Origin of the sequence: Mesorhizobium sp. WSM3224 (genome assembly GCF_000427725.1) — a bacterium.
Classification (GTDB): domain Bacteria; phylum Pseudomonadota; class Alphaproteobacteria; order Rhizobiales; family Rhizobiaceae; genus Mesorhizobium.
In genome coordinates this window covers 1-18,554 of record NZ_ATYO01000048.1, presented here as the reverse complement: position 1 = coordinate 18,554, position 18,554 = coordinate 1, and the positions used below count along the sequence as shown (strand labels likewise).

Genomic DNA, 18,554 nt, shown 5'->3' with positions numbered 1-18,554 from the left:
TCGCGGACCATCTGCGCGCCCATGTTCTCGAACTTGTCCTCAAGCTCGATTTCCTTGGCGACGGTGACGCCGTCCTTGGTGATGCGCGGGGCGCCGAACGACTTGTCGATGACGACGTTGCGGCCCTTGGGGCCGAGCGTCACCTTCACCGCGTCGGCGAGGATGTTGACGCCGCGCAGCATGCGCTCACGGGCGTCGCGGGAAAACTTTACGTCTTTGGCAGCCATGTTTAGCTCCTGGCAGGGGCTCGGAACGAGCCCGAAGATTCAAGATTGACGGTAAGGCCGATGATCAGCCGATGATGCCCATGATGTCGGATTCCTTCATGATCAGAAGGTCTTCCCCATTGAGCTTGACTTCGGTGCCCGACCATTTGCCGAACAGGATGCGGTCGCCGGCCTTGACGTCCAGCGGCACGAGCTTGCCGGCTTCATCGCGGGCGCCGGAGCCGACGGCGATGATCTCGCCTTCCTGTGGCTTTTCCTTCGCCGTATCCGGGATGATGATCCCGCCGGCTGTCTTGGATTCGGATTCGACCCGGCGAACGACCACACGGTCATGAAGCGGGCGGAACTTGGACTTTGCCATGTTTTCTTCCTCGAATGAGAACGGTGAGAACTGTTCCTCCATCCGGCGATGCCGGATACGAGTTAGCACTCACCAAAGGCGAGTGCTAACGTGGCGCTGAAATAGGCTGGCGGCTTGCTAGAGTCAAGGCGCGTGCAAGGGCCAAGCGGCGCGAAATTTTTCTTGTGCTGAACCCCGGAGAGAAATGCGCGGGCTCCCGCTAGGCGTCAACGAGCAATCTCGCCCACTACCCTCAGCGCCTCGGTGATCGCAGCACCAGCAGCGGACAGCGTTCGGCGAGCCCGTAGGCGCCGGTCGAGGCAATGCCGACATCGCCGAAATGCGCTTCGGCCTCTTCGACAATAGAAGCCGCCGGCGCGAAGCTGTAGATGGCCGGCGAATTCCGGTAGACATCGATGGTGCCGATGACCGGCAGCTCCCAGCCGGTGCGCTCGGAAAGCTCAGTGCGGTCTGGGAACAGCGCTTCGAATTGTTCGAGGATTCCCGTCACCGGAATGATGTAGTCCGGCGCGCCGCCGGCTGCGGTCATGGCCACGCGCCATTTGAGCTCGTGGAAGGTCGAGACGCCGCCGCTCAATGCCAGGGCGCGGACATCCTGCGGGTCGTCCGGTGTTTCGGGCGAGGCGTAAAGCCTGATGCCGGCGCGGCCGTCGGCACTGAGCACGCGCGCGATCGTCGAAAAAAGCGCTCGTCTTGCATCGGCGCCGCCGATGACCGAGAGGCATCCGTCGCCGATCAGCGCATCGACGCTCGCGCCGGGAAACGGCAGATTGAACCAGTCGCCAATAACCGCCTTGCGCGTATCGGTGTCGCCCGGCCAGATGCCGGCAATCATGTCGGGGGACTCATCGACCGCCGTCATAGTGGCGCCAAGTCCGGCGAGCTCCGGCGTCACGCCGAGCAGAACGACATGCGATTGCGAAAGCTCGAGCTCACGTTCATAGGTCTCGACCACCTCCGCCGGCGGCCGCAGCGGCGAGCCGAGCAACTGCCAGTGTTTGCGAATTGCATTCCAGTGCTCTGTCATTCAAAACCTGGGCCTGTTAGCGCGTTGTATTCGATCGAATAGTCGAGCACGCTTAACAAGCCAAGTGGGGCGCATGGCACGCATCGCCGTCATCACGCATGAACATGACCGCTTCCAGAGCCGGCGCGGGCTGCTGCTGCGCCGTGATAGCCCGTATATGCTCTTCGACCTGCTGGAAGAGCTGAAGCGCCGCGGCCATTCGGTCCGGATCCTGCGCGGCACTTCAGCGAAGCCCGCCGCCGATATCGCCGTGCTGCATCTCGACGCGACTGTGACACCGCCCGACTATGTCGACTATGCGCGCCGCTTTCCGTTTTGCCTTAACCTCGGCGCCGCCGACATTTCGAAACGCCGCATCAGCGGCGCCGCAATTGGCCGGGGCGATGAATGGCAGGGGCAAGTCATCGTTAAGAGCAGCCTCAACCACTGGGGAACGCCGGAACAGCAACTGAACCAGCGCGCGCGCCGCGCCGGCAAGCCGGAGCCGTTTCCAGGTGTCGAACCTTTCGACAAATATGAAATCCATGCCTCGCTCGCCGACGTTCCGGTCGAGGTCTTCGAGCGACAGGATCTGGTCGTCGAGAAATTCATTCCCGAGCCGGAACCAGACGGCTTCGGTGCCCGCTTCTGGCTGTTCTGCGGCGCGCGCGAGCGCTGCACCCGCCATGTCTCGCCGCAGAGCCTCGTCAAGGGCGACGACACGATCCGCCGCGAGGCCGTTCCGGTACCGGACGAGCTTCGCGCGCTGAGGCGCAAGCTCGGCTTCGAATACGGCAAGTTCGATTTTGTGGTGCATGAGGGCAGGGCGGTGTTGCTCGACGCCAACAAGACCCCTGGAAGGGCCAGGAACCTTTCGAGCTTCATCACCGCCGGCAATGCCAATCTTGCCGACGGCTTCGAAGGACTGATCCGTCAGGTTACCTGATCGGCGCTCAGATATTCATCCCGCCCGAGACCTCGATGCGCTGCGCGTTGACCCAGCGATTGTCGTCCGACAGCAGCGAGGCGATCATCGGGCCGATATCGTCGGCCACGCCGGCGCGGCCGAGCGCGGTGACGCCGGCCACCATGCGGTTGATCTCGGCATCGTCGCGCACATGGCCGCCGTTGAAGTCGGTCGCGATGGCGCCGGGCGCCACGGTGTTGGCGGTGATGCCGCGCGCGCCGAGCTCTTTGGCGAGGTAACGCGTGAACACTTCGATGCCGCCCTTCATCATCGCATAGGCCGACGATCCGGGCGCGGCGAAACGGGCGAGCCCGCTTGAGATGTTGATGATGCGGCCGCCATCGTTGATCAGCGGCAGCAGCGCCTGGGTGAGGAAGAACACGCCCTTGAGGTGGGTGTTCATCAGCGTGTCGAATTCCTCTTCCGTCGTCTCTCCGATCATCTTGCGCAGGCCGGTGCCGGCATTGTTGACCAGATAGTCGAAGCGGTCGCGCTTCCAGGTTTCCTGTAGCGTGTTCTTCAACGCCGCAACGAAGGCGGGGAAGGTCGCGATGGCGCCGGTATCGAGCTCGAGCGCGGCGGCGCGGCCGCCGGCGGCCTCGATCTCGGCAATCGCCGTCTTCGCCTCGTCGGCGCGCGAGCGATAGGTGACGATGACGTTGGCGCCCTTGCGGGCGAGGTGGAGCGCGGTGTTGCGGCCGAGGCCGCGGCTTCCGCCGGTGATGAGGGCGATGGGGCGGGTGGTCATGGCGAAATCTCCTTCTGTTTGGATGGAGATGCATATACTCGACTGATCGGCTGATATAATCGGGCACGGATTGCCAACACTATTCAGTATGTGCGAACAATCGGCATGGACCGGTTTGACAGCATGCGGCTCTTCACCCGCGTCGTGGAACGGCGCAGCTTCACCGCGGCTGCAGCCGATCTCGGCCTGCCGCGCTCCAGCGCCACCGCCGCGATCAAACAGCTTGAAGAGCGGCTTGGCGTGCAACTGCTGCGCCGCACCACAAGGCACGTCACGACGACGCTCGACGGCGAAGCCTATTACCAGCGCTGCATCGGTATTCTCGCCGACATCGAGGAGGCCGAGGGCACCTTTGGCGCGCATGAAGTGCACGGCCGGCTCAGCATCGACATCAACGGCCATTTGGCCCGCACCTTGGTGATCCCGGAACTGCCGGCTTTGCTTGAGCGCTATCCCGGCCTCAGCGTGCATATCGGCGAGGGAGACCGCTTGGTCGACCTGGTACGCGAGGGCGTCGACTGCGTGGTCCGCGCCGGCACGCTGCCCGACAGCGATATGATCGCGCGCCGCATCGGCATGGCGCGCGAGGCGACGCTCGCCAGCGCCGCCTATGTTGAGCGCCATGGCCGGCCGGGCTCGCTGGACGAGCTTGCCGGGCACATGATGATCGGCTTCGTCTCGTCTCGCACCGGACAGGTGATGCCGCTGGAGTTCACCATCGACGGCAAGATCCGCGAAATCGTCCTGCCGTCGAGGGTCACGGTTTCCAATTCCGACACCGCCGCCACGCTGGTGCGTCAAGGCTTCGGCCTCTACCAGGCGCCGCGACGCCGCTTCGCCGCCGACATTGAAGCGGGCCGGCTGGTCGAAGTGTTGCCCGGCAATCCGCCGACGCCGACGCCGATCTCGGTGCTCTATCCACCCAGCCGACAACTGTCGCCACGGGTGAGGGTGTTCGTGGATTGGCTGGTGGAGATTCTGGGGCCGAAGCTCGATCCCTGATCGTGATCAGAGAAACAACCTCAACTGCGTGTGGATGATCGACCGATAGTCCTCGATCGTTCGCCGTCCTTCTTGCCTGTCCTGTGTCAGCGCGAGCCGCACGACGCCGCCGGCAAGCTGGAAGATCAGGAACACCACGCGCCCGAACGCCTCGCGCTGCTCCGCCTGAAGCATCGGCGCGACCTGGTCGCAGAACATTTTGGCCTGCTGCCTCGTCTCGGCGATGTCGAGATGCTGCAGCGCCTTGTCGGCCTGGATGGCGTTCTGCAGGTCCTGGATGGCCGGATCCGCTGCGACGCGGGCATAGTAGTCGTCGAGCAGCCGGTCGGCCGCCGCGGTCACGTCGTCCAGTCCGCGTATTTGGGCGATGATCGCGCCGAAGCGCGCCTGGCTTTCCTCGGAAAACCGCTCGTAGAGCATCGCCAGGATCGCCGACTTGCTGGGGAAGTAGTGATAGACGGTGGCGATCGGTCCGCCGGCCAGCGCACCGACTTCCTTCATCGTCACCGCGTCGATGCCCTTTTCGCCGATCAGCCGCATGGTCGTGGCGAGGATCGCGTCGATGCGCTCGCGGCTGCGCTCCTGCTTTGGCCTGCGCCGCGGTTCCGTCGCCGTTCGCTTTATCTGCGTCATGCGCCAAATCCTGTGAGCGTACGAATTCGCGGTTGACAAGAAACATGATCAAGTATCAGTTTCGTGAAATACTGACAACTTGTCAGTTTTTCAATCGAGCTGCAAGGGAGAGCGCCTCGTGATGGTCACCGACGCCGCGCAAGTGGAAAATGGCGACTGGCTTGTCGGCAACCCGACCGGCCTGCAGCTGGCCTCGGCGCTGTGGATAGGCTCGGTCGGCCTGCTCATCCTCGGATTGCAGCCGGTGCTGCTCGGTGCGCTCTATACGGAGGGCCATGTCACCGGCGACGAGCTCGCTTTGGTCGCCACCGCCGAGATGATCGCGATCGCCATTGGCTCGGCGATCGTGGCGATGCTGCTGCCTGCCAGGAACATGCGTTGGAAGAGCGCGGCGCTGCTCGTCGTGCTCGCGCTCGCCAATTTTTGGACCGCTTATGCCGGTACCCCCAATGCGCTGACCGGCGCGCGCACGCTGGCCGGCCTTGCGGAGGGCGGGCTTGTCGCCGTCGCCACCGAATTGATCGCCCGCTCGCGCCGGGCCGAGCGCATCGGCGGCTATTTCGTCACGCTGCAGACTTTGGCGCAATGCGCGCTGGCGCTGATACTGGCGCTCTATGCCGTGCCTGCCGCCGGCTCGGCCGGTGGCTTCGTCGCGCTCGGCATCGTCTGCCTGCTTTCGCTGGTCGTCGCCTGGACCGTGCCGGACGACTATGCCGACCTGCCCAAGGAAGAGCAGTTCGCCAATGTGGCGACCGTGCCTGCGATTACCGCGCTGCTGTCGATCTTCTGCTATTTCATGTTCTTCGGCGCCGTCTGGGCTTTTCTCGAACCCATTGGCGCGCAGTTCGGCATCGACGGCCGCACCGTCGGGCTGATGGTTTCGGCAAGCCTTGCCGCGCAAGTGATCGGCGCCATGACCGCGACGGTGTTCGAAGCGCGCATCGACTATCGTTTTGCCATCACCGTCATCGGGATCGTCGCGGCGATCAGCTCGATGCTGCTCGCATCCGGCCCCGGCCTTTCGGTGTTCTGGGCGGTGGCGCTGGTGATGGGCTTCATCCTGCTCTTCATCGTGCCTTACCAGATCCGGCTGGCGATCACCGCGGACGAGACGCGCAACGCTGTGTTGCTGGTGCCGGCGGCCCAGCTTTTTGGCCTCGCCATCGGTCCGATCGCCGCTTCGCTGCTGATCGACGGCGCGAATTTCCGCCCGGTGCCGGAATTCGCCGCCGCGACCGCCTTGGCGAGCGTGGCGCTGCTCGGCGTCTTCGTGCAAGTCGCGCGGCGGCGTGGCCGGGCCTGAGCGGGGGTCAAGATGGCAAACGCCTGGAGCAACTGGTCGGGCCTCGTCACGGCTTCCCCGAAAATGATCGCGACACCGGCCGACGCCAGCGAACTGGCCGAACTGGTGCGCTCGGCGCCCGGTCCGCTGCGGGTCGCCGGCGCCGGCCATTCCTTCACGCCGCTGGTGCAGTCCGACGGCACCATCGTCTCGCTGGAAAAGATCGAGGGGCTGGTCTCGCACGATGCCGCGAACAGCCGGGCGCGGGTGAGGGCAGGCACGCGGCTGGGCGCCCTGATGCATATCCTGCAGGACATCGGCCAAGGCCTGCCGAACATGGGCGACATCGACCGCCAGGCGATCGGCGGCGCGCTGGGCACGGCAACGCACGGCTCCGGCCCGACGCTCGGCGCCTATCACACGCAGATCGAAGCGCTGCAGATCGTCGATGGGAAAGGAAAACTGCGCGAGTTCAGCCGGGCGAACAGCCTGGACATGATCCATGCCACCGGAGTCGCGCTCGGCGCCTTCGGCGTGCTGACCGAAGTGACGATGAACAACATCCCCACCTATCGGCTGCGGCGCCGCAAATGGGTGCTGCCGATCGCCGACATGCTGCGCGATTTCGAGACGATGATGGCTGCGCATCGCTCGGCCGAGTTCTACTACATCCCGTTTTCCGGCTACGCCCAGTTCATCGCCAGCGACCTCAGCCATGTGGCACCCACGCCGCGGCCGACCGAGGACGACGAGGAAGGACTGGCGACACTGCGCAAGTTGCGCACCGTTCTCCGCCGGCTGCCGTCGCTGCGCCGTGCACTGATCCGGGGTGCGGTGAAGAAGGTGCCGTCCGAGGACTATGTGCAGGACTGGCTCAACGTCTACGCCAGCGATCGTCGCACCAAATTCAACGAGATGGAGTACCACCTGCCTTACGAGGAAGGTCCGAAGGCGCTGGCCGAGATCATAACGCTGACGGAAAAGCACTTTCCGGAAGTCTATTTCCCGATGGAGGTGCGTTCGGTGGCGCCCGATGAATTCTGGCTTTCGCCCTTCCACAAAAGGCTGACCTGCTCGATCGCCATCCACCACGATGCGGCGAATGATCCGCTGCCTTTCATGCGCGCCGCAGAGCCGATCTTGCGCAAGTACGGCGGCAGGCCGCATTGGGGCAAGATGCACAGCCTGAAGGCGGCGGACTTCAAAAAGCTCTATCCGCGCTGGGATGAGGCCATGGCGGTGCGCCGCGACATCGATCCCGAAAGCCGTTTCGTGTCGCCATACATGGCCGGCCTGTTCGGCATCGAGCCCAGTCCCTCTGGTATCCAATAATGAGCGCCTATTTCGCCACTCTGTCCGACGCGCTGAGGGCCGCCGACGTCTTCCGGCCCTGCCTTGTGCTCGACCGCGACCGGCTGGATGGCAACATCGCGCTGGTCAAGGACAGGCTGGCGCCAGGCCTTGCCGTGCGGCTGGTCGATAAGTCGCTGCCTTGCGTGCCGCTGCTTTCGCACATTGCCAGAGCGCTTGGCACCGACCGCTTCATGACCTTCCACCCGCCGGTGACGCAAGCCGTGCTCGACGCCTTCCCCGAGGGTGATCTTCTCTACGGCAAGCCGATGCCGGCCGGTGCCGCCAAGGCTGCGCTGACCAGGGGCGGCGCCAGCTGGTGGTCGCGCGTCTGCTGGTTGATCGACACGCCGGAGCGGCTGGCCGAATATGGCGCGCTCGCTGCCGCGCTCGGCACCGAGTTGCGCTTTGCCTTCGAGGTCGATGTCGGCCTGCATCGCGGCGGCTTTCGTGATCCCGCCGAGATCAAGGCGCTGACGATACCCAAGCGCCTGCATTGCCAAGGCATCATGGCCTATGAGGCGCATGCGCCGGAGATACCGGGCTTGTTCGGCGGCGCGGCCAAGGCACTGAAGCAGGCCTCCGCCAAAGCCGCCGAGTTCGTCGCCGTCCTCGACCCGGGCCAACGCCGCATCCTCAACATCGGCGGCTCGAAGACGGCGCTGCTGCATAGCAGCGGGGCAGCCAACGAAGTGTCGATCGGCTCGGCCTTCGTGCTGCCCAGCGACTTCGATACGCCCGGCCTCGACGGTTTCCAGGCGGCGGCCCTCATCGCGACGCCGATCCTCAAGACGGTCGATCCGGTGCTGCCGGGTCCGGCTGGGCTATCGAAGGCTCTGCGGGCGATCGGCCTCTTCCCGCGCAAGGGCTGCTATCTCTACGGCGGCAAGTGGATGGCCGAGCCGGTTTTCCCGGAAGGTATGAAGCCGAATGGATTGATCGGCCTCTCCTCCAACCAGCAGTTCATGGGGTTGCCCGTCGATGCGGCCGTGAAGCCTGGCGACTACGCCTTCCTGCGGCCGACGCAGAGCGAGGCTGTGCTGCAGCATTTCGGCTCGATCGCGGTGTTTGCCGGTGGACGGATCGTGGAGTACTGGCCGGTGCTGCCGATAGGGTGAGCGGCACGTGAAGAGCTGAGACGTTGGCGGGACAGCACCCCCCTCTGGCCTGCCGGCCATCTCCCCCGCAAGGGGGGAGATCAGATGTCGCGCCGCTTTCGTCAATTATCGGCGTTGCATGGGGAGCTACGGCGGCAAAGCTGCCAATCTCCCCCCTTGCGGGGGAGATGTCCGGCAGGACAGAGGGGGGTGGGAAGGATCACGACATAACCGGTTGGCGATGTGCACTGACGCGTAACACCCGTCTTTGCTATTATTGACTCAGTCAACTAATTGATTCATCCTGCTCCAGACAGGAGGAATTCCCATGACCATCCACGACCACCCCGGCAAGGAACGCATCGAGGCGGTGCGTGCCTTCAATCGCTTCTACACCCGCCAGATCGGCCTGCTCGACGAGGGGCTCCTGAAAAGCCCGTTCTCGCTGACCGAGGCGCGGGTGCTTTATGAGCTTGCCCATCGCGACGGGATCGCCGCCAGCGACCTGGTGCGCGACCTCGGCCTCGATCCAGGTTATGTCAGCCGACTTTTGAAGAAATTCGAGGAGCGCGGCCTGGTCGAGCGCGAAGCCACCGAGGCGGACGCGCGCCGCGCCTCGATCGCGCTGACGCCGGCGGGCAGGGAAGCCTTCGCGCCGCTCAACCAGGATTCGCACGATCAGGTGCGCGCGCTGCTCGATCGTCTGACGCCCGTCGACCAGGAGCGGCTGGTCAAGGCGATGCGCACCGTGCAGGACCTGCTCGGCGACAGATCCAAACCCAAGGTGCCCTACATCCTGCGGCCGTTGCAGGTCGGCGACATCGGCTGGGTCACGCGTCGCCAGGGCATGCTCTACGCCCAGGAATATGGTTGGGACGAGACTTACGAGGCGCTGGTTGCCGAAATCCTCGGCGAGTTCGTCAAGAATTTCGTCCCGCAATGGGAGCGCAGCTGGATCGCCGAACGCGAGGGCGAGGTGGTCGGCTCGGTCTTCGTCATGCGCAAGTCGCCCAGGGTGGCGAAGCTCAGGCTGCTCTATGTCGAGCCGTCGGCGCGCGGCCTCGGTATCGGCCGGCGGCTGGTCGACGAGTGCATCGCCTTCGCGCGTGCCAAGGGCTACAGGACACTGACGCTGTGGACCAACGACATACTGGGCTCGGCCCGCCGCATCTACCAGTCCGCGGGCTTCAAGCTGGTCGATGAGGAACGCCATCATTCCTTCGGCAAGGATCTGGTTGGTCAGACGTGGAATTTGGAACTGTAGCGCGCACGTTTCATCCCCTGATCGGCAGCCAGATCTCCAGCCCGCCATTGCCGGTGTGCGCGTCGAATTCTGGCCCATAGCGCTCGAATTCCGGCGCGTCGGCGATCTCGTGGCCGGAGGCCGGCAGCCATCTGTTCCAGATCGTGTTGATGGTGCGGCGAATGGTCGAGATATGCTCGCGGTGCGCGAACACCGCATATTTCTGCGCCGGCACCCGCACGCGGCAAAAGTCCCTGGGCAGGTCGGAGAAATCCGTCACCTCGACGCCGACGACATAGTCGAAATTGCCGGCGTCGTCGCCGTTGAGGCAGGCGCCGTAGAAGACGCTCGGCACCTCGCCGGGAATGTTGCCGATATAGGGGGCGAAGCGCTGCCACTGCATCGGGATGCCGGCGCTGGTTTCGCAGCTGTAGCGCTCGCCAAGCCCGGCGATGAGGAGGGGTCGGCTGGTCTCGAAGCGCGGCGGCTCGAGCGTGGTGAGAAGTGAACTGTCCATCAGGATCGGCTCCACGAGGTCGAGGGTCTGGGTCGAGCCTTGCGCGCGCACCAGCTCCGGCGTGGTGCCGAACGCATCGCGAAAAGCCCGCGTGAACGCCTCATGCGAGCCATAGCCGGCATCGAGCGCGACCGAGAGGATGTCGCGCGCGCCGCCCGCCAGCTTGCGCGCCGCTTCGCTCAAGCGGCGCGCCCGCATATAGCCCATCACCGACCGCCCCGTGGCCGCGCCGAAGGCGCGTGTCACATGGAAACGCGATACGCCGCTGCTTGCCGCGACATCGTCGAGGCTGATGTCGTCCGGCAGGTGGCTTTCGACAAACCACAGCGCTTTTTCGGTCGGGTTCATGGTTCCTCGCATTTGGCGGGCGACACTAGCCCCCGCGCCGATAGCCAGTTTGATCGAAATTGCTCGCCGGGTACAAATCTCGTTCGACACGGCTGCATCTTCACGGGCCGCTAACCATGAACGCATCGCATGCCTGCCATGTCGATTTGGCCGGCTTCTGGCGCAAACATCCACTTGAATAGTAAGCACGCTTATTATATGTATCGCTCATGGTTTCAGATGGCATCGACAGATTTGGATTTTTGATCCATGACGTGCAGCGCCTGATGCGCAAGCGCTTCGAGGCGCGCGCCAGCGGATTAGGTCTTTCCTCGGCGCAATGGCGGCTGCTCGTCCGCGTCGCCAAGGAAGCCGGCGTCGCGCAGGCGCGGCTTGCCGAGCTCCTCGAAATCGAGCCGATCAGCGTTTCGCGCCTGGTCGACCGCATGGAGGAGGGCGGCTGGATCGAGCGCCGCCAGGACGCGACCGACCGGCGCGTGCGCATGATCTTCCCGACCGAGAAGGCAAACGCGGCCTATGCCGACGTCAAAAGCCTGGCCGGCGAGGTCTATGAGGAATCGCTGGCCGGCGTGTCTGCGGAAGAGCGCCGCGTCCTGATCCGCGTGCTGGACACCATCGTGCGGAATCTGACGGACGCCGAGACATCGTCCCTGGAAAAGATGAAGAGTACGGAAGGCGCAGCAGCATGAACGCGGCAGCCAAGATAGAAGACGACAACGTCACCAAACTGGAGATCGAAGCGCCGGCGCAGCCAGCCGCCAAGGCGTCGGCGGAGCCGATCGCCAAGGCGTCAGCGGAGCCGATCGCCGAAGCCCCGGTAAAGCCCGCGGCTGCTCCGGTCGCGGTTGCTCCCGAGCCGCAGCCGGCTCCGGCAGCGCCGAAGAAGAAGCGCCGCCTCGGCCGTTTCCTGTTGATGGTCGCCCTGCCACTGGCTCTGCTTGCCGGCGGCTCGTATGTCTGGGTCACGGGCGGCCGCTACCAGGAAACCGAGAACGCCAACCTGCAGCAGGCAAGGATTTCGGTCGCTTCCGACACGGCCGGCCGCATCGTCCAGGTCGGCATCGCCGACAACCAGCTGGTCAAGCAGGGCGACCTTCTCTTCGTCATCGATCCCGAGCCTTACAGGATCGCGCTCGCCCAGGCCGATGCGGCGGTCGCCGGCGCGCGCCTCAATGTCGAGCAACTGCGCGCCGCCTACAGCCAGGCGATGGCACAGGAAAAGTCGGCCGCCAGCGAGGTCGACTATGCGCAGTCGCAATATGGCCGCGCCGCCGACCTCGCGCAGAAAGGCATCAACGCCAAGTCGTCCCTCGATGAGGCCCGCAACGACCTCGACAAGGCCAAGCAGCAGCTCGCGGTCGCTCAGCAGGGCATCGTCAGCGCCAAGGCAGCGCTCGGCGGCAATCCGGACATCGAGACCGACAAGCATCCGACCGTGATGGCGGCTTTAGCCGCGCGCGACAAGGCCGCCTACGATCTGGCGCAGACCACTGTGAAGGCGCCGGCCGACGGCATCGTCTACCAGGCCGCTTCCTTCAAGCTCGGCCAGTATGTCGCCGTCGGCACGCCGCTGTTCGCGCTGGTCGAGACCGGGGACACCTGGATCGACGCCAATTTCAAGGAGACCCAGCTCACCAACATGAAGCCGGGCCAGAAGGCCGAGATCGTCGTCGACACCTATCCGGGCCGCACCTTCGAGGCGACCGTCAGGGCGATCGGCGCCGGCACCGGGGCTGAGTTTTCGCTGCTTCCGGCGCAGAACGCCACCGGCAACTGGGTCAAGGTCACGCAGCGCATTCCGGTGCGCCTGGAGCTGACCGATCCCGACGCCAAGATGGCGCTGCGCACCGGCATGAGCGCCACCGTCACCGTCGACACCGGCGTGGCGCGCGGCCTGCCGTCGATCTTTGGCCACGCCACGGCAGGGGAGCAGGCGCAGTAACGACAGCCAAGCCCGCCGGGATCGGTCGGGCAAAGCAAGGGATTGGTCCGATGGGACGAGGGGCAAGGATCAACAAGGCAAGCCGCATGGCGGCCTGCTCGAAAGTTGAGGCCCCTGCACAGCCCCTTCGGTCCTCAGGTTTCCGGGCGGCAGGTATCCGCTCCAACAGAGACTTTCGATCGATGTAACCCCCACATCGATAGTCGCGTCCCACCGCGATGAGGGTCTCTCAACGGAAGGTTTGCCGCCCGGAAGCCTTGAGCCGGATGATTTCAGGTCGGTCCGACCTGAAATCTGAATCCGTCTCTAAATCAAAGAGACAGAGCATGATGTCGTCCGAAGACTGCTTCACACTTTTCGACATTGTACGCTAGCGTACACTTTTTTGCTATCCGCTGGAAGTTCAGCATCATGAGCACGCCCGAACCTTTCAAGGAAGTGCCGCATCGCGGGCTGATCACGGTCGCGCTGATGCTGGCTACGATCATGCAGGCGCTCGATACCACCATCGCCAATGTCGCGCTGCCGACCATGACCGGCGACCTTGGCGCCTCGCCCGATAACATCAACTGGGTGCTGACCTCCTATATCGTGGCGGCGGCGATCATGACGCCGGTCACCGGCTGGCTCGCCGACCGGCTTGGCCGCAAGGAGCTCTTTCTCGCATCCGTCGTCGGTTTCACCATTTTCTCCATGCTCTGCGGCCTCGCCTGGAGCCTCGAGACGATCGTGCTCTTCCGCCTGCTGCAGGGCGTCTTCGGCGCTGCCATCGTGCCGTTGTCGCAGACCTTCCTGCTCGACATCAATCCGAAGGAGCGCCATGGCCAGGCGATGGCGATCTGGGGCGCCGGTATCATGCTTGGGCCGATCCTGGGGCCGACGCTGGGCGGCTGGCTGACCGAGAACTTCAACTGGCGCTGGGTGTTCTTCATCAACCTGCCGGTCGGCATCCTAGCCTTCCTTGGCATGGCCGCCTATCTGCCGGTCATCGCCAAGCGGGTGCGCAGCTTCGACTTCTTCGGCTTCGCCATGCTCTCGCTCGGCGTCGGCGCGCTGCAGCTTCTGCTCGATCGCGGCGGCGAGGTCGACTGGTTCAACTCAGTCGAGATCTGGATCGAGCTCGCTCTGTCGCTCACCGGCTTCTGGGTGTTCATCATCCACACGGTGACGGCCGAGCATCCCTTCATCGATCCAAAGATCTTCCTCGACCGCAATTTCGTGACCGGGCTGGGCTTCATCTTCGTCATGGGCGTGTTGATCCTGGCCTCGATGTCGCTGTTGCCGCCGATGCTGGCCAACATCTTCGGCTATCCGACCGTCACCATCGGCGTCGTGCTGGGCCCGCGCGGCGTCGGCACGATGATCTCGATGCTGGTCGTCGGCCGCATCATGCACAGGATCGATGCCAGGATCCTCGTCGCCTTCGGCTTCCTGCTTACCGCGCAGTCGCTCTACACCATGGCAAGCTTCACGCCGCAGATGGATAACTGGCTGATCATCTCCTCGGGCGTCATCCAGGGCCTCGGCATGGGCATGGTGTTCGTGCCGCTGTCGACGGTCGCCTTCGCCACGCTCGATGCGCGCTACCGCACCGACGCTACCTCGCTGTTCAGCCTGGTGCGAAATCTGGGCTCGTCGATCGGCGTGTCGGTGGTTGCGGCGTTGATGGTTCGCAACACGCAGATCAACCACACCGAGCTTTCGGCCTTCATCAACCCATACAATCCCAACCTGTGGGCCGCGTCTCCGGCGGCCGCCGGCGGCGATCCCGCGGCACTTTCGCAGGTCGACCGTGCGGTGAATGCCCAGGCGATGATGATCTCCTACATCAACGACTTCAAAATCCTGATGGTGATGACGCTGGTCGCGATCCCGTTCGTGATCCTGCTGCGCAAGCCCAAGGCCGCGCCGGCGGCTGGGGCGCCCGCTGCCCATATGGACTAGGACCGCCATGCCGGTTGGTCCTAGATCACAATCGAGACAGACTGCATCGTCCCAGCATTGAGCGGTTGGATGAACGCGATGCAGAACCCGTCATTTCCCGTATTCGATCTCGGACAATTCGAGGCCGCGAGCGCCGCGCGGAAGAAGGAGCTTGGCCGCGAGGTCGACCACATCTGTCGCGGCACCGGCTTCCTGGCGGTCAAGAACCACGGCGTTTCGCAGGCTGTGATCGATGCCGCCTGGTCGAAGGCGAAGGCCTTCTTCGACCTGTCGCCCGAGGAAAAGCAGCGCTCGAAGGCGCCCTACAAGGGCTATCCCTATGGATATCTCGGCCCCGAGCTCGAGGCGTTGGCAAAATCTCGCAACATCGACACGCCGCCGGACCTGAAAGAGAGCTTCAATGGCGGACCTCTCCTCGTGCCGCCGGGCATTAAGGACCCGGAGGCGCTGGCCTTCTGCTACGCCGAGACGATCTGGCCGGCCGAGCCCCCGGGCTTCGTTGACGCCTGGAAGGCCTACTACGCGGCTCTCGAAGATCTGGCGCTGCGCATCATGCGGGTCTTTGCCACAGCGCTTGGCTTGCCGGAGACCTATTTCGACGCTTTCCTCGATGCGCCGATCAGCGCGCTCAGGGCACTGAACTATCCCGAGCAGCATGTCGCGCCGAAGCCCGGCCAGATTCGCGCCGGCGCCCATACAGACTATGGCAGCCTGACCATCCTGCTGCCGCAGTCAGGGTCGCGCGGACTTCAGATCGTCACGCCGAGCGGCGAATGGGCGGAGGTGCCGCCGGTCCCCGGCGCCTTCGTCATCAACATCGGCGACCTGATGGCACGCTGGACCAACGACCGTTGGGTGTCCACCGTGCATCGCGTCGTCAACCCGCCGGCGGAAGAGGGCGGCAGGGATCGCCGGCAATCCATGGCCTTTTTCCACCAGCCGAACTGGGATGCCGAAATCACGGTTCTGCCGAGGGAGAGGCGCCGAAATACGAGCCGGTGCGCTCCGGCCCTTACCTGATGGACAAGTTCAAGGCGACGACGAAGTAGTAGGGCGGCAAGGGTAGGGCGGGAGGACCGGCAGCCTACCTGCCCAGCACGAGCGACCAGTAGCGCAAGGCGGGGTCGCGGCCGTCGCGCACATAGGCCAGCCCGAAGCGGCTGAAGTCCGGGTCGAGCATGTTGCGGCGGTGGCCGGCCGAATGCATCCAGATGTCGAACAGTTTTTGGAGGTCGAAGCGGCCCTCGGCGATGTTTTCGGCCGCCGCACCCCGCACGCCGTTGTCCTTCATGCGCGAAGCGAAATCCTTGCCCCAGCCGGTGGTGTGGCTCATGCGCTCGCGCGATGCCATGTAGCCGGCCTGCTGCAGCGCTGCCTGTTCGAGCTGCGCGTCGGGCGCCAGTGCCGGCAGCCCCGCCGTGGTGCGTATGCCGGCCAACGTCGCCGTAGCGGACGAAGAGGCGCCCGCGCCTTCGCCCGTCGGCACCGTGACGGTGCTGCAGGCGGCGATGCCGGCAAGCGCTGCAAGGCCGGCGGCCTTGAGCAACGTGCGACGGTTGAGATCGGGCAAGGGAGAATCGACGGTCAGGATGGTCATGCGGCCTCTGATACCGCAGAACATGGCTTTTGCCGGGCAAGGAGATGATGGGACGCCATGCGATCCATGCGGCGACAGGGCGACAACCCTTGGCAAATGCGTTATATTGCCACAGGTACCAGTGGCAGCCATGGGCGGCCACCCAGGCAGTGACCGCCCATTGCAGCGTGCGTCCGATTGGACGCAAACGACGCTGTAAAACTTTGGTTTGGCGCATGATCCCTTTCCGAAAGCCGGTTCGCGGCTTTCGGGGTCATGCGCGAAAAAACGGAGGACGGTTATGGCCGGTTTTCATGTCATGACGGACGCGCATGGGATGCATGTGCAGCCCACGGTGCGACGCATTTCCACCTCGGATCTTTGGGATGCGCTGAGGCTCGGCGCCGAGGATTTCTGGGCCAAGCCCTCGCATTATGTATTCCTGTGCCTGATCTATCCGATCGTCGGCCTGATCCTGACGCGGTGGAGCTCCGGATCGAACGCCATCCAGCTCGTCTATCCGCTGATGTCCGGTTTCGCCTTGATCGGTCCGTTCGCGGCAATCGGCCTCTATGAGATCAGCCGCCGGCGCGAGCTCGGCATGAGCAGCCGCTGGCACCATGCGCTCGATGTCCGCCATTCGCCGGCGCTGCCGTCGATCGCGGTCATCGGCATCCTGCTCTTCGCGCTGTTCCTGCTTTGGCTGTTCACCGCGCAGTCGCTCTACACCAGCCTGTTCGGCGCCGAGGCGCCCGCTTCGGTCGGGGCCTTTGTGCGCGACGTGCTGACGACCGGCAAGGGCTGGACGCTGATCCTCGTCGGCAACGCTGTCGGCTTCGTTTTCGCCGTTGTCGTTCTAGCCACGACGGTCGTCGCCTTCCCGCTGCTGCTCGACCGCGACGTCGGCGCAGTCTCGGCGATCGAAACCTCGGCCCGCGCGGTGATGGCCAACCCGCTGACGATGGCGCTCTGGGGTTTGACGGTCGCCGTGTTGCTGGTGGTCGGTTCGATCCCGCTGTTTGCCGGGCTCGCCGTCGTCATGCCGATCCTCGGCCACGCGACCTGGCACCTCTACCGCAAGGTGATCGAGCCGGAACAGATAAGGCCCGTACGCCGTCCGATGTAGGAAACAGTCGCGCGAAGCTGCCGGCTATCTTTGCGCCTCGGTCGCCATCTTCAGCGCCAGCGCCGTCAGCACCGTGCCCATCATCCAGCGCTGGACGACCAGCCAGAACGGTCGTCCGGCGAGGAAATTCGCGATCGATCCGGCGGTCACCGCGATGATCGCGTTGACGGTGAGGCTGATCGAAATCTGCGTCACGCCGAGCACCAGAAGCTGCGACAGCACATGGCCCTTAGCCGGATTGATGAACTGCGGCAGCAGCGAAAGGTAGAGCACCGCCACCTTCGGATTGAGCAGGTTGGTCATCAGACCCATGGCGAAAAGCTTGCGCGGCCTGTCCCGTGGCAACTCGCGAACCTGGAACGGCGAGCGTCCGCCGGGCCTGAGCGCCTGCCATGCCAGCCACAGCAGATAGAGCGCGCCGGCAAAACGCAGCGCATCGTAGGCAAAAGGCACGGCGAAGATGAGCGCGGTAATGCCGAAAGCTGCCGACACCACATAGAACAGGAAACCCAGCGCCACGCCGCCGAGCGAAATCAGCCCGGCCTTCGGCCCTTGCGACAGCGAGCGCGAGATCAGGTAGATCATGTTCGGCCCCGGCGTCAGCACCATGCCGAGGCAGATCAGCGCAAAAGTGAGATGGTTGGCGGCGTCGGGCATCGGGGTCTCCGGATGATGACGAAACACTCATCACGGACTTTCACCAACGGCAAGAGCATGATTGCCCGAGCTTTTGCGCCAGCGTTTGAAAATTGGCGAAAGCGGCGAAGCCGCCAATCTCCCCCCTTGCGGGGGAGATGCCTGGCAAGGCAGAGGGGGGTGCTGTCCCGCCAGCCTCTCAGCCAATCTTACACGCAGTCGAGGCCGGATGCCGCGACGGAGGTTAGCGTTCCTTCACCTCTGTCCTGCCGGACATCTCCCCCGCAAGATCCTATGAGGGCGTGGATGGCGGCGCGATGTTTCGCCAAGATTGGTTTTCCACCCACGCAACAAGGGAGAAGACCGATGTCGCATGACCAATCGAGTATCGCATCGAGCGCCGCCACCCGTGGCCATCATGGCGCAGTCACAGCCTCTTTGGAACTGAGCACAACGAAGTGGCTGGTGAGCGTGCAATCGCCGGGCAGCGAGCGGTTGTCGCGGCACGTGCTTGCCGCGGGCGATGTGGGCGGGCTTTTGGCGCTGTTT

19 protein-coding genes and 1 pseudogene are annotated in these 18,554 nt (G+C 64.4%); 12 read left to right on the top strand and 8 right to left on the bottom strand.

Annotation, left to right across the window (positions count from 1 at the left end; genetic code table 11):
- The 3 genes from YU3_RS38105 to YU3_RS0133075 all read right to left on the bottom strand — a co-directional run.
- The coding region (locus YU3_RS38105; RefSeq protein WP_280798804.1) for a TCP-1/cpn60 chaperonin family protein at nt 1–227 on the bottom strand (227 nt) is incomplete at its 3' end.
- Nucleotides 228–291: 64 nt separating this feature from the next.
- A complete protein-coding gene (gene groES, locus YU3_RS0133080) occupies nt 292–588 on the bottom strand; it encodes a co-chaperone GroES (protein ID WP_006203049.1) in 297 nt (98 codons plus the stop codon).
- Between the two features lie 232 nt (nt 589–820).
- Nucleotides 821–1,615, bottom strand: a complete 795-nt coding sequence (locus YU3_RS0133075; RefSeq protein ID WP_027170188.1) for a methyltransferase domain-containing protein — start codon at nt 1,613–1,615, stop codon at nt 821–823.
- A 73-nt stretch (nt 1,616–1,688) separates the two neighbouring features.
- Between YU3_RS0133075 and YU3_RS0133070 the strand changes: the two genes are divergently transcribed.
- On the top strand, nt 1,689–2,540 hold the full coding sequence (locus YU3_RS0133070) for a hypothetical protein (protein WP_027170187.1): 852 nt from the start codon (nt 1,689–1,691) through the stop codon (nt 2,538–2,540).
- A 7-nt stretch (nt 2,541–2,547) separates the two neighbouring features.
- On the opposite strand, the gene YU3_RS0133065 is transcribed toward YU3_RS0133070, so the two are convergent.
- The gene (locus YU3_RS0133065; protein WP_027170186.1) at nt 2,548–3,309 is read right to left on the bottom strand and encodes an SDR family oxidoreductase; all 762 of its coding nucleotides are present in this window, start codon (nt 3,307–3,309) and stop codon (nt 2,548–2,550) included.
- Nucleotides 3,310–3,414: 105 nt separating this feature from the next.
- Between YU3_RS0133065 and YU3_RS0133060 the strand changes: the two genes are divergently transcribed.
- Complete coding sequence (locus YU3_RS0133060) at nt 3,415–4,311, top strand: LysR family transcriptional regulator (RefSeq protein ID WP_027170185.1); 897 nt, start codon at nt 3,415–3,417, stop codon at nt 4,309–4,311.
- A 6-nt stretch (nt 4,312–4,317) separates the two neighbouring features.
- Here the strand turns inward: YU3_RS0133060 and YU3_RS0133055 are convergent, their stop codons facing one another.
- Nucleotides 4,318–4,944, bottom strand: coding sequence for a TetR/AcrR family transcriptional regulator (locus YU3_RS0133055; RefSeq protein ID WP_027170184.1), 627 nt, complete (start codon nt 4,942–4,944; stop codon nt 4,318–4,320).
- Between the two features lie 121 nt (nt 4,945–5,065).
- Here YU3_RS0133055 and YU3_RS0133050 point away from each other — a divergent pair, with 121 nt between their 5' ends.
- The 4 genes from YU3_RS0133050 (at nt 5,066) to YU3_RS0133035 (ending at nt 9,937) form a co-directional block, all read left to right on the top strand.
- Nucleotides 5,066–6,247 (top strand): MFS transporter, encoded by a 1,182-nt coding sequence (locus tag YU3_RS0133050; protein WP_027170183.1) that lies wholly within the window; start codon nt 5,066–5,068, stop codon nt 6,245–6,247.
- A gap of 12 nt (nt 6,248–6,259) precedes the next feature.
- Nucleotides 6,260–7,558, top strand: a complete 1,299-nt coding sequence (locus YU3_RS0133045) for a D-arabinono-1,4-lactone oxidase (RefSeq protein ID WP_027170182.1) — start codon at nt 6,260–6,262, stop codon at nt 7,556–7,558.
- Nucleotides 7,558–8,694, top strand: a complete 1,137-nt coding sequence (locus tag YU3_RS0133040; RefSeq protein ID WP_027170181.1) for an alanine racemase — start codon at nt 7,558–7,560, stop codon at nt 8,692–8,694. Before YU3_RS0133045 ends, YU3_RS0133040 begins: the two co-directional genes overlap by 1 nt.
- A gap of 307 nt (nt 8,695–9,001) precedes the next feature.
- Complete coding sequence (locus tag YU3_RS0133035; protein ID WP_027170180.1) at nt 9,002–9,937, top strand: bifunctional helix-turn-helix transcriptional regulator/GNAT family N-acetyltransferase; 936 nt, start codon at nt 9,002–9,004, stop codon at nt 9,935–9,937.
- A gap of 10 nt (nt 9,938–9,947) precedes the next feature.
- Here YU3_RS0133035 and YU3_RS0133030 read toward each other — a convergent pair whose 3' ends face one another.
- On the bottom strand, nt 9,948–10,781 hold the full coding sequence (locus tag YU3_RS0133030; RefSeq protein ID WP_027170179.1) for an AraC family transcriptional regulator: 834 nt from the start codon (nt 10,779–10,781) through the stop codon (nt 9,948–9,950).
- A gap of 209 nt (nt 10,782–10,990) precedes the next feature.
- Here YU3_RS0133030 and YU3_RS0133025 point away from each other — a divergent pair, with 209 nt between their 5' ends.
- The 4 genes from YU3_RS0133025 to YU3_RS38100 all read left to right on the top strand — a co-directional run bounded on the left by YU3_RS0133025 (nt 10,991) and on the right by YU3_RS38100 (nt 15,687).
- Nucleotides 10,991–11,470 carry a MarR family transcriptional regulator gene (locus tag YU3_RS0133025; RefSeq protein ID WP_027170178.1) on the top strand — a complete coding sequence of 160 codons (480 nt, stop codon included), beginning with the start codon at nt 10,991–10,993 and terminating at the stop codon, nt 11,468–11,470.
- Nucleotides 11,467–12,723, top strand: a complete 1,257-nt coding sequence (locus YU3_RS0133020; RefSeq protein ID WP_027170177.1) for an HlyD family secretion protein — start codon at nt 11,467–11,469, stop codon at nt 12,721–12,723. The genes YU3_RS0133025 and YU3_RS0133020 overlap by 4 nt, the downstream gene beginning before the upstream one ends.
- Before the next feature lie 411 nt (nt 12,724–13,134).
- Nucleotides 13,135–14,667 (top strand): DHA2 family efflux MFS transporter permease subunit, encoded by a 1,533-nt coding sequence (locus tag YU3_RS0133015; RefSeq protein WP_027170176.1) that lies wholly within the window; start codon nt 13,135–13,137, stop codon nt 14,665–14,667.
- A gap of 69 nt (nt 14,668–14,736) precedes the next feature.
- The gene (locus tag YU3_RS38100) at nt 14,737–15,687 is read left to right on the top strand and encodes a 2OG-Fe(II) oxygenase family protein (protein WP_245273732.1); all 951 of its coding nucleotides are present in this window, start codon (nt 14,737–14,739) and stop codon (nt 15,685–15,687) included.
- 64 nt (nt 15,688–15,751) lie between these two features.
- Here YU3_RS38100 and YU3_RS0133005 read toward each other — a convergent pair whose 3' ends face one another.
- Nucleotides 15,752–16,264 (bottom strand): CAP domain-containing protein, encoded by a 513-nt coding sequence (locus YU3_RS0133005; RefSeq protein ID WP_036260143.1) that lies wholly within the window; start codon nt 16,262–16,264, stop codon nt 15,752–15,754.
- A gap of 280 nt (nt 16,265–16,544) precedes the next feature.
- Between YU3_RS0133005 and YU3_RS0133000 the strand changes: the two genes are divergently transcribed.
- Complete coding sequence (locus YU3_RS0133000; RefSeq protein ID WP_027170174.1) at nt 16,545–17,369, top strand: DUF2189 domain-containing protein; 825 nt, start codon at nt 16,545–16,547, stop codon at nt 17,367–17,369.
- 24 nt (nt 17,370–17,393) lie between these two features.
- Here YU3_RS0133000 and YU3_RS0132995 read toward each other — a convergent pair whose 3' ends face one another.
- Nucleotides 17,394–18,026 carry a LysE family translocator gene (locus YU3_RS0132995; protein WP_027170173.1) on the bottom strand — a complete coding sequence of 211 codons (633 nt, stop codon included), beginning with the start codon at nt 18,024–18,026 and terminating at the stop codon, nt 17,394–17,396.
- Nucleotides 18,027–18,371: 345 nt separating this feature from the next.
- On the opposite strand from YU3_RS0132995, the pseudogene YU3_RS41550 reads away from it, so the two are divergent.
- A pseudogene (locus YU3_RS41550) lies at nt 18,372–18,554 on the top strand (IS110 family transposase); the annotation flags it as partial.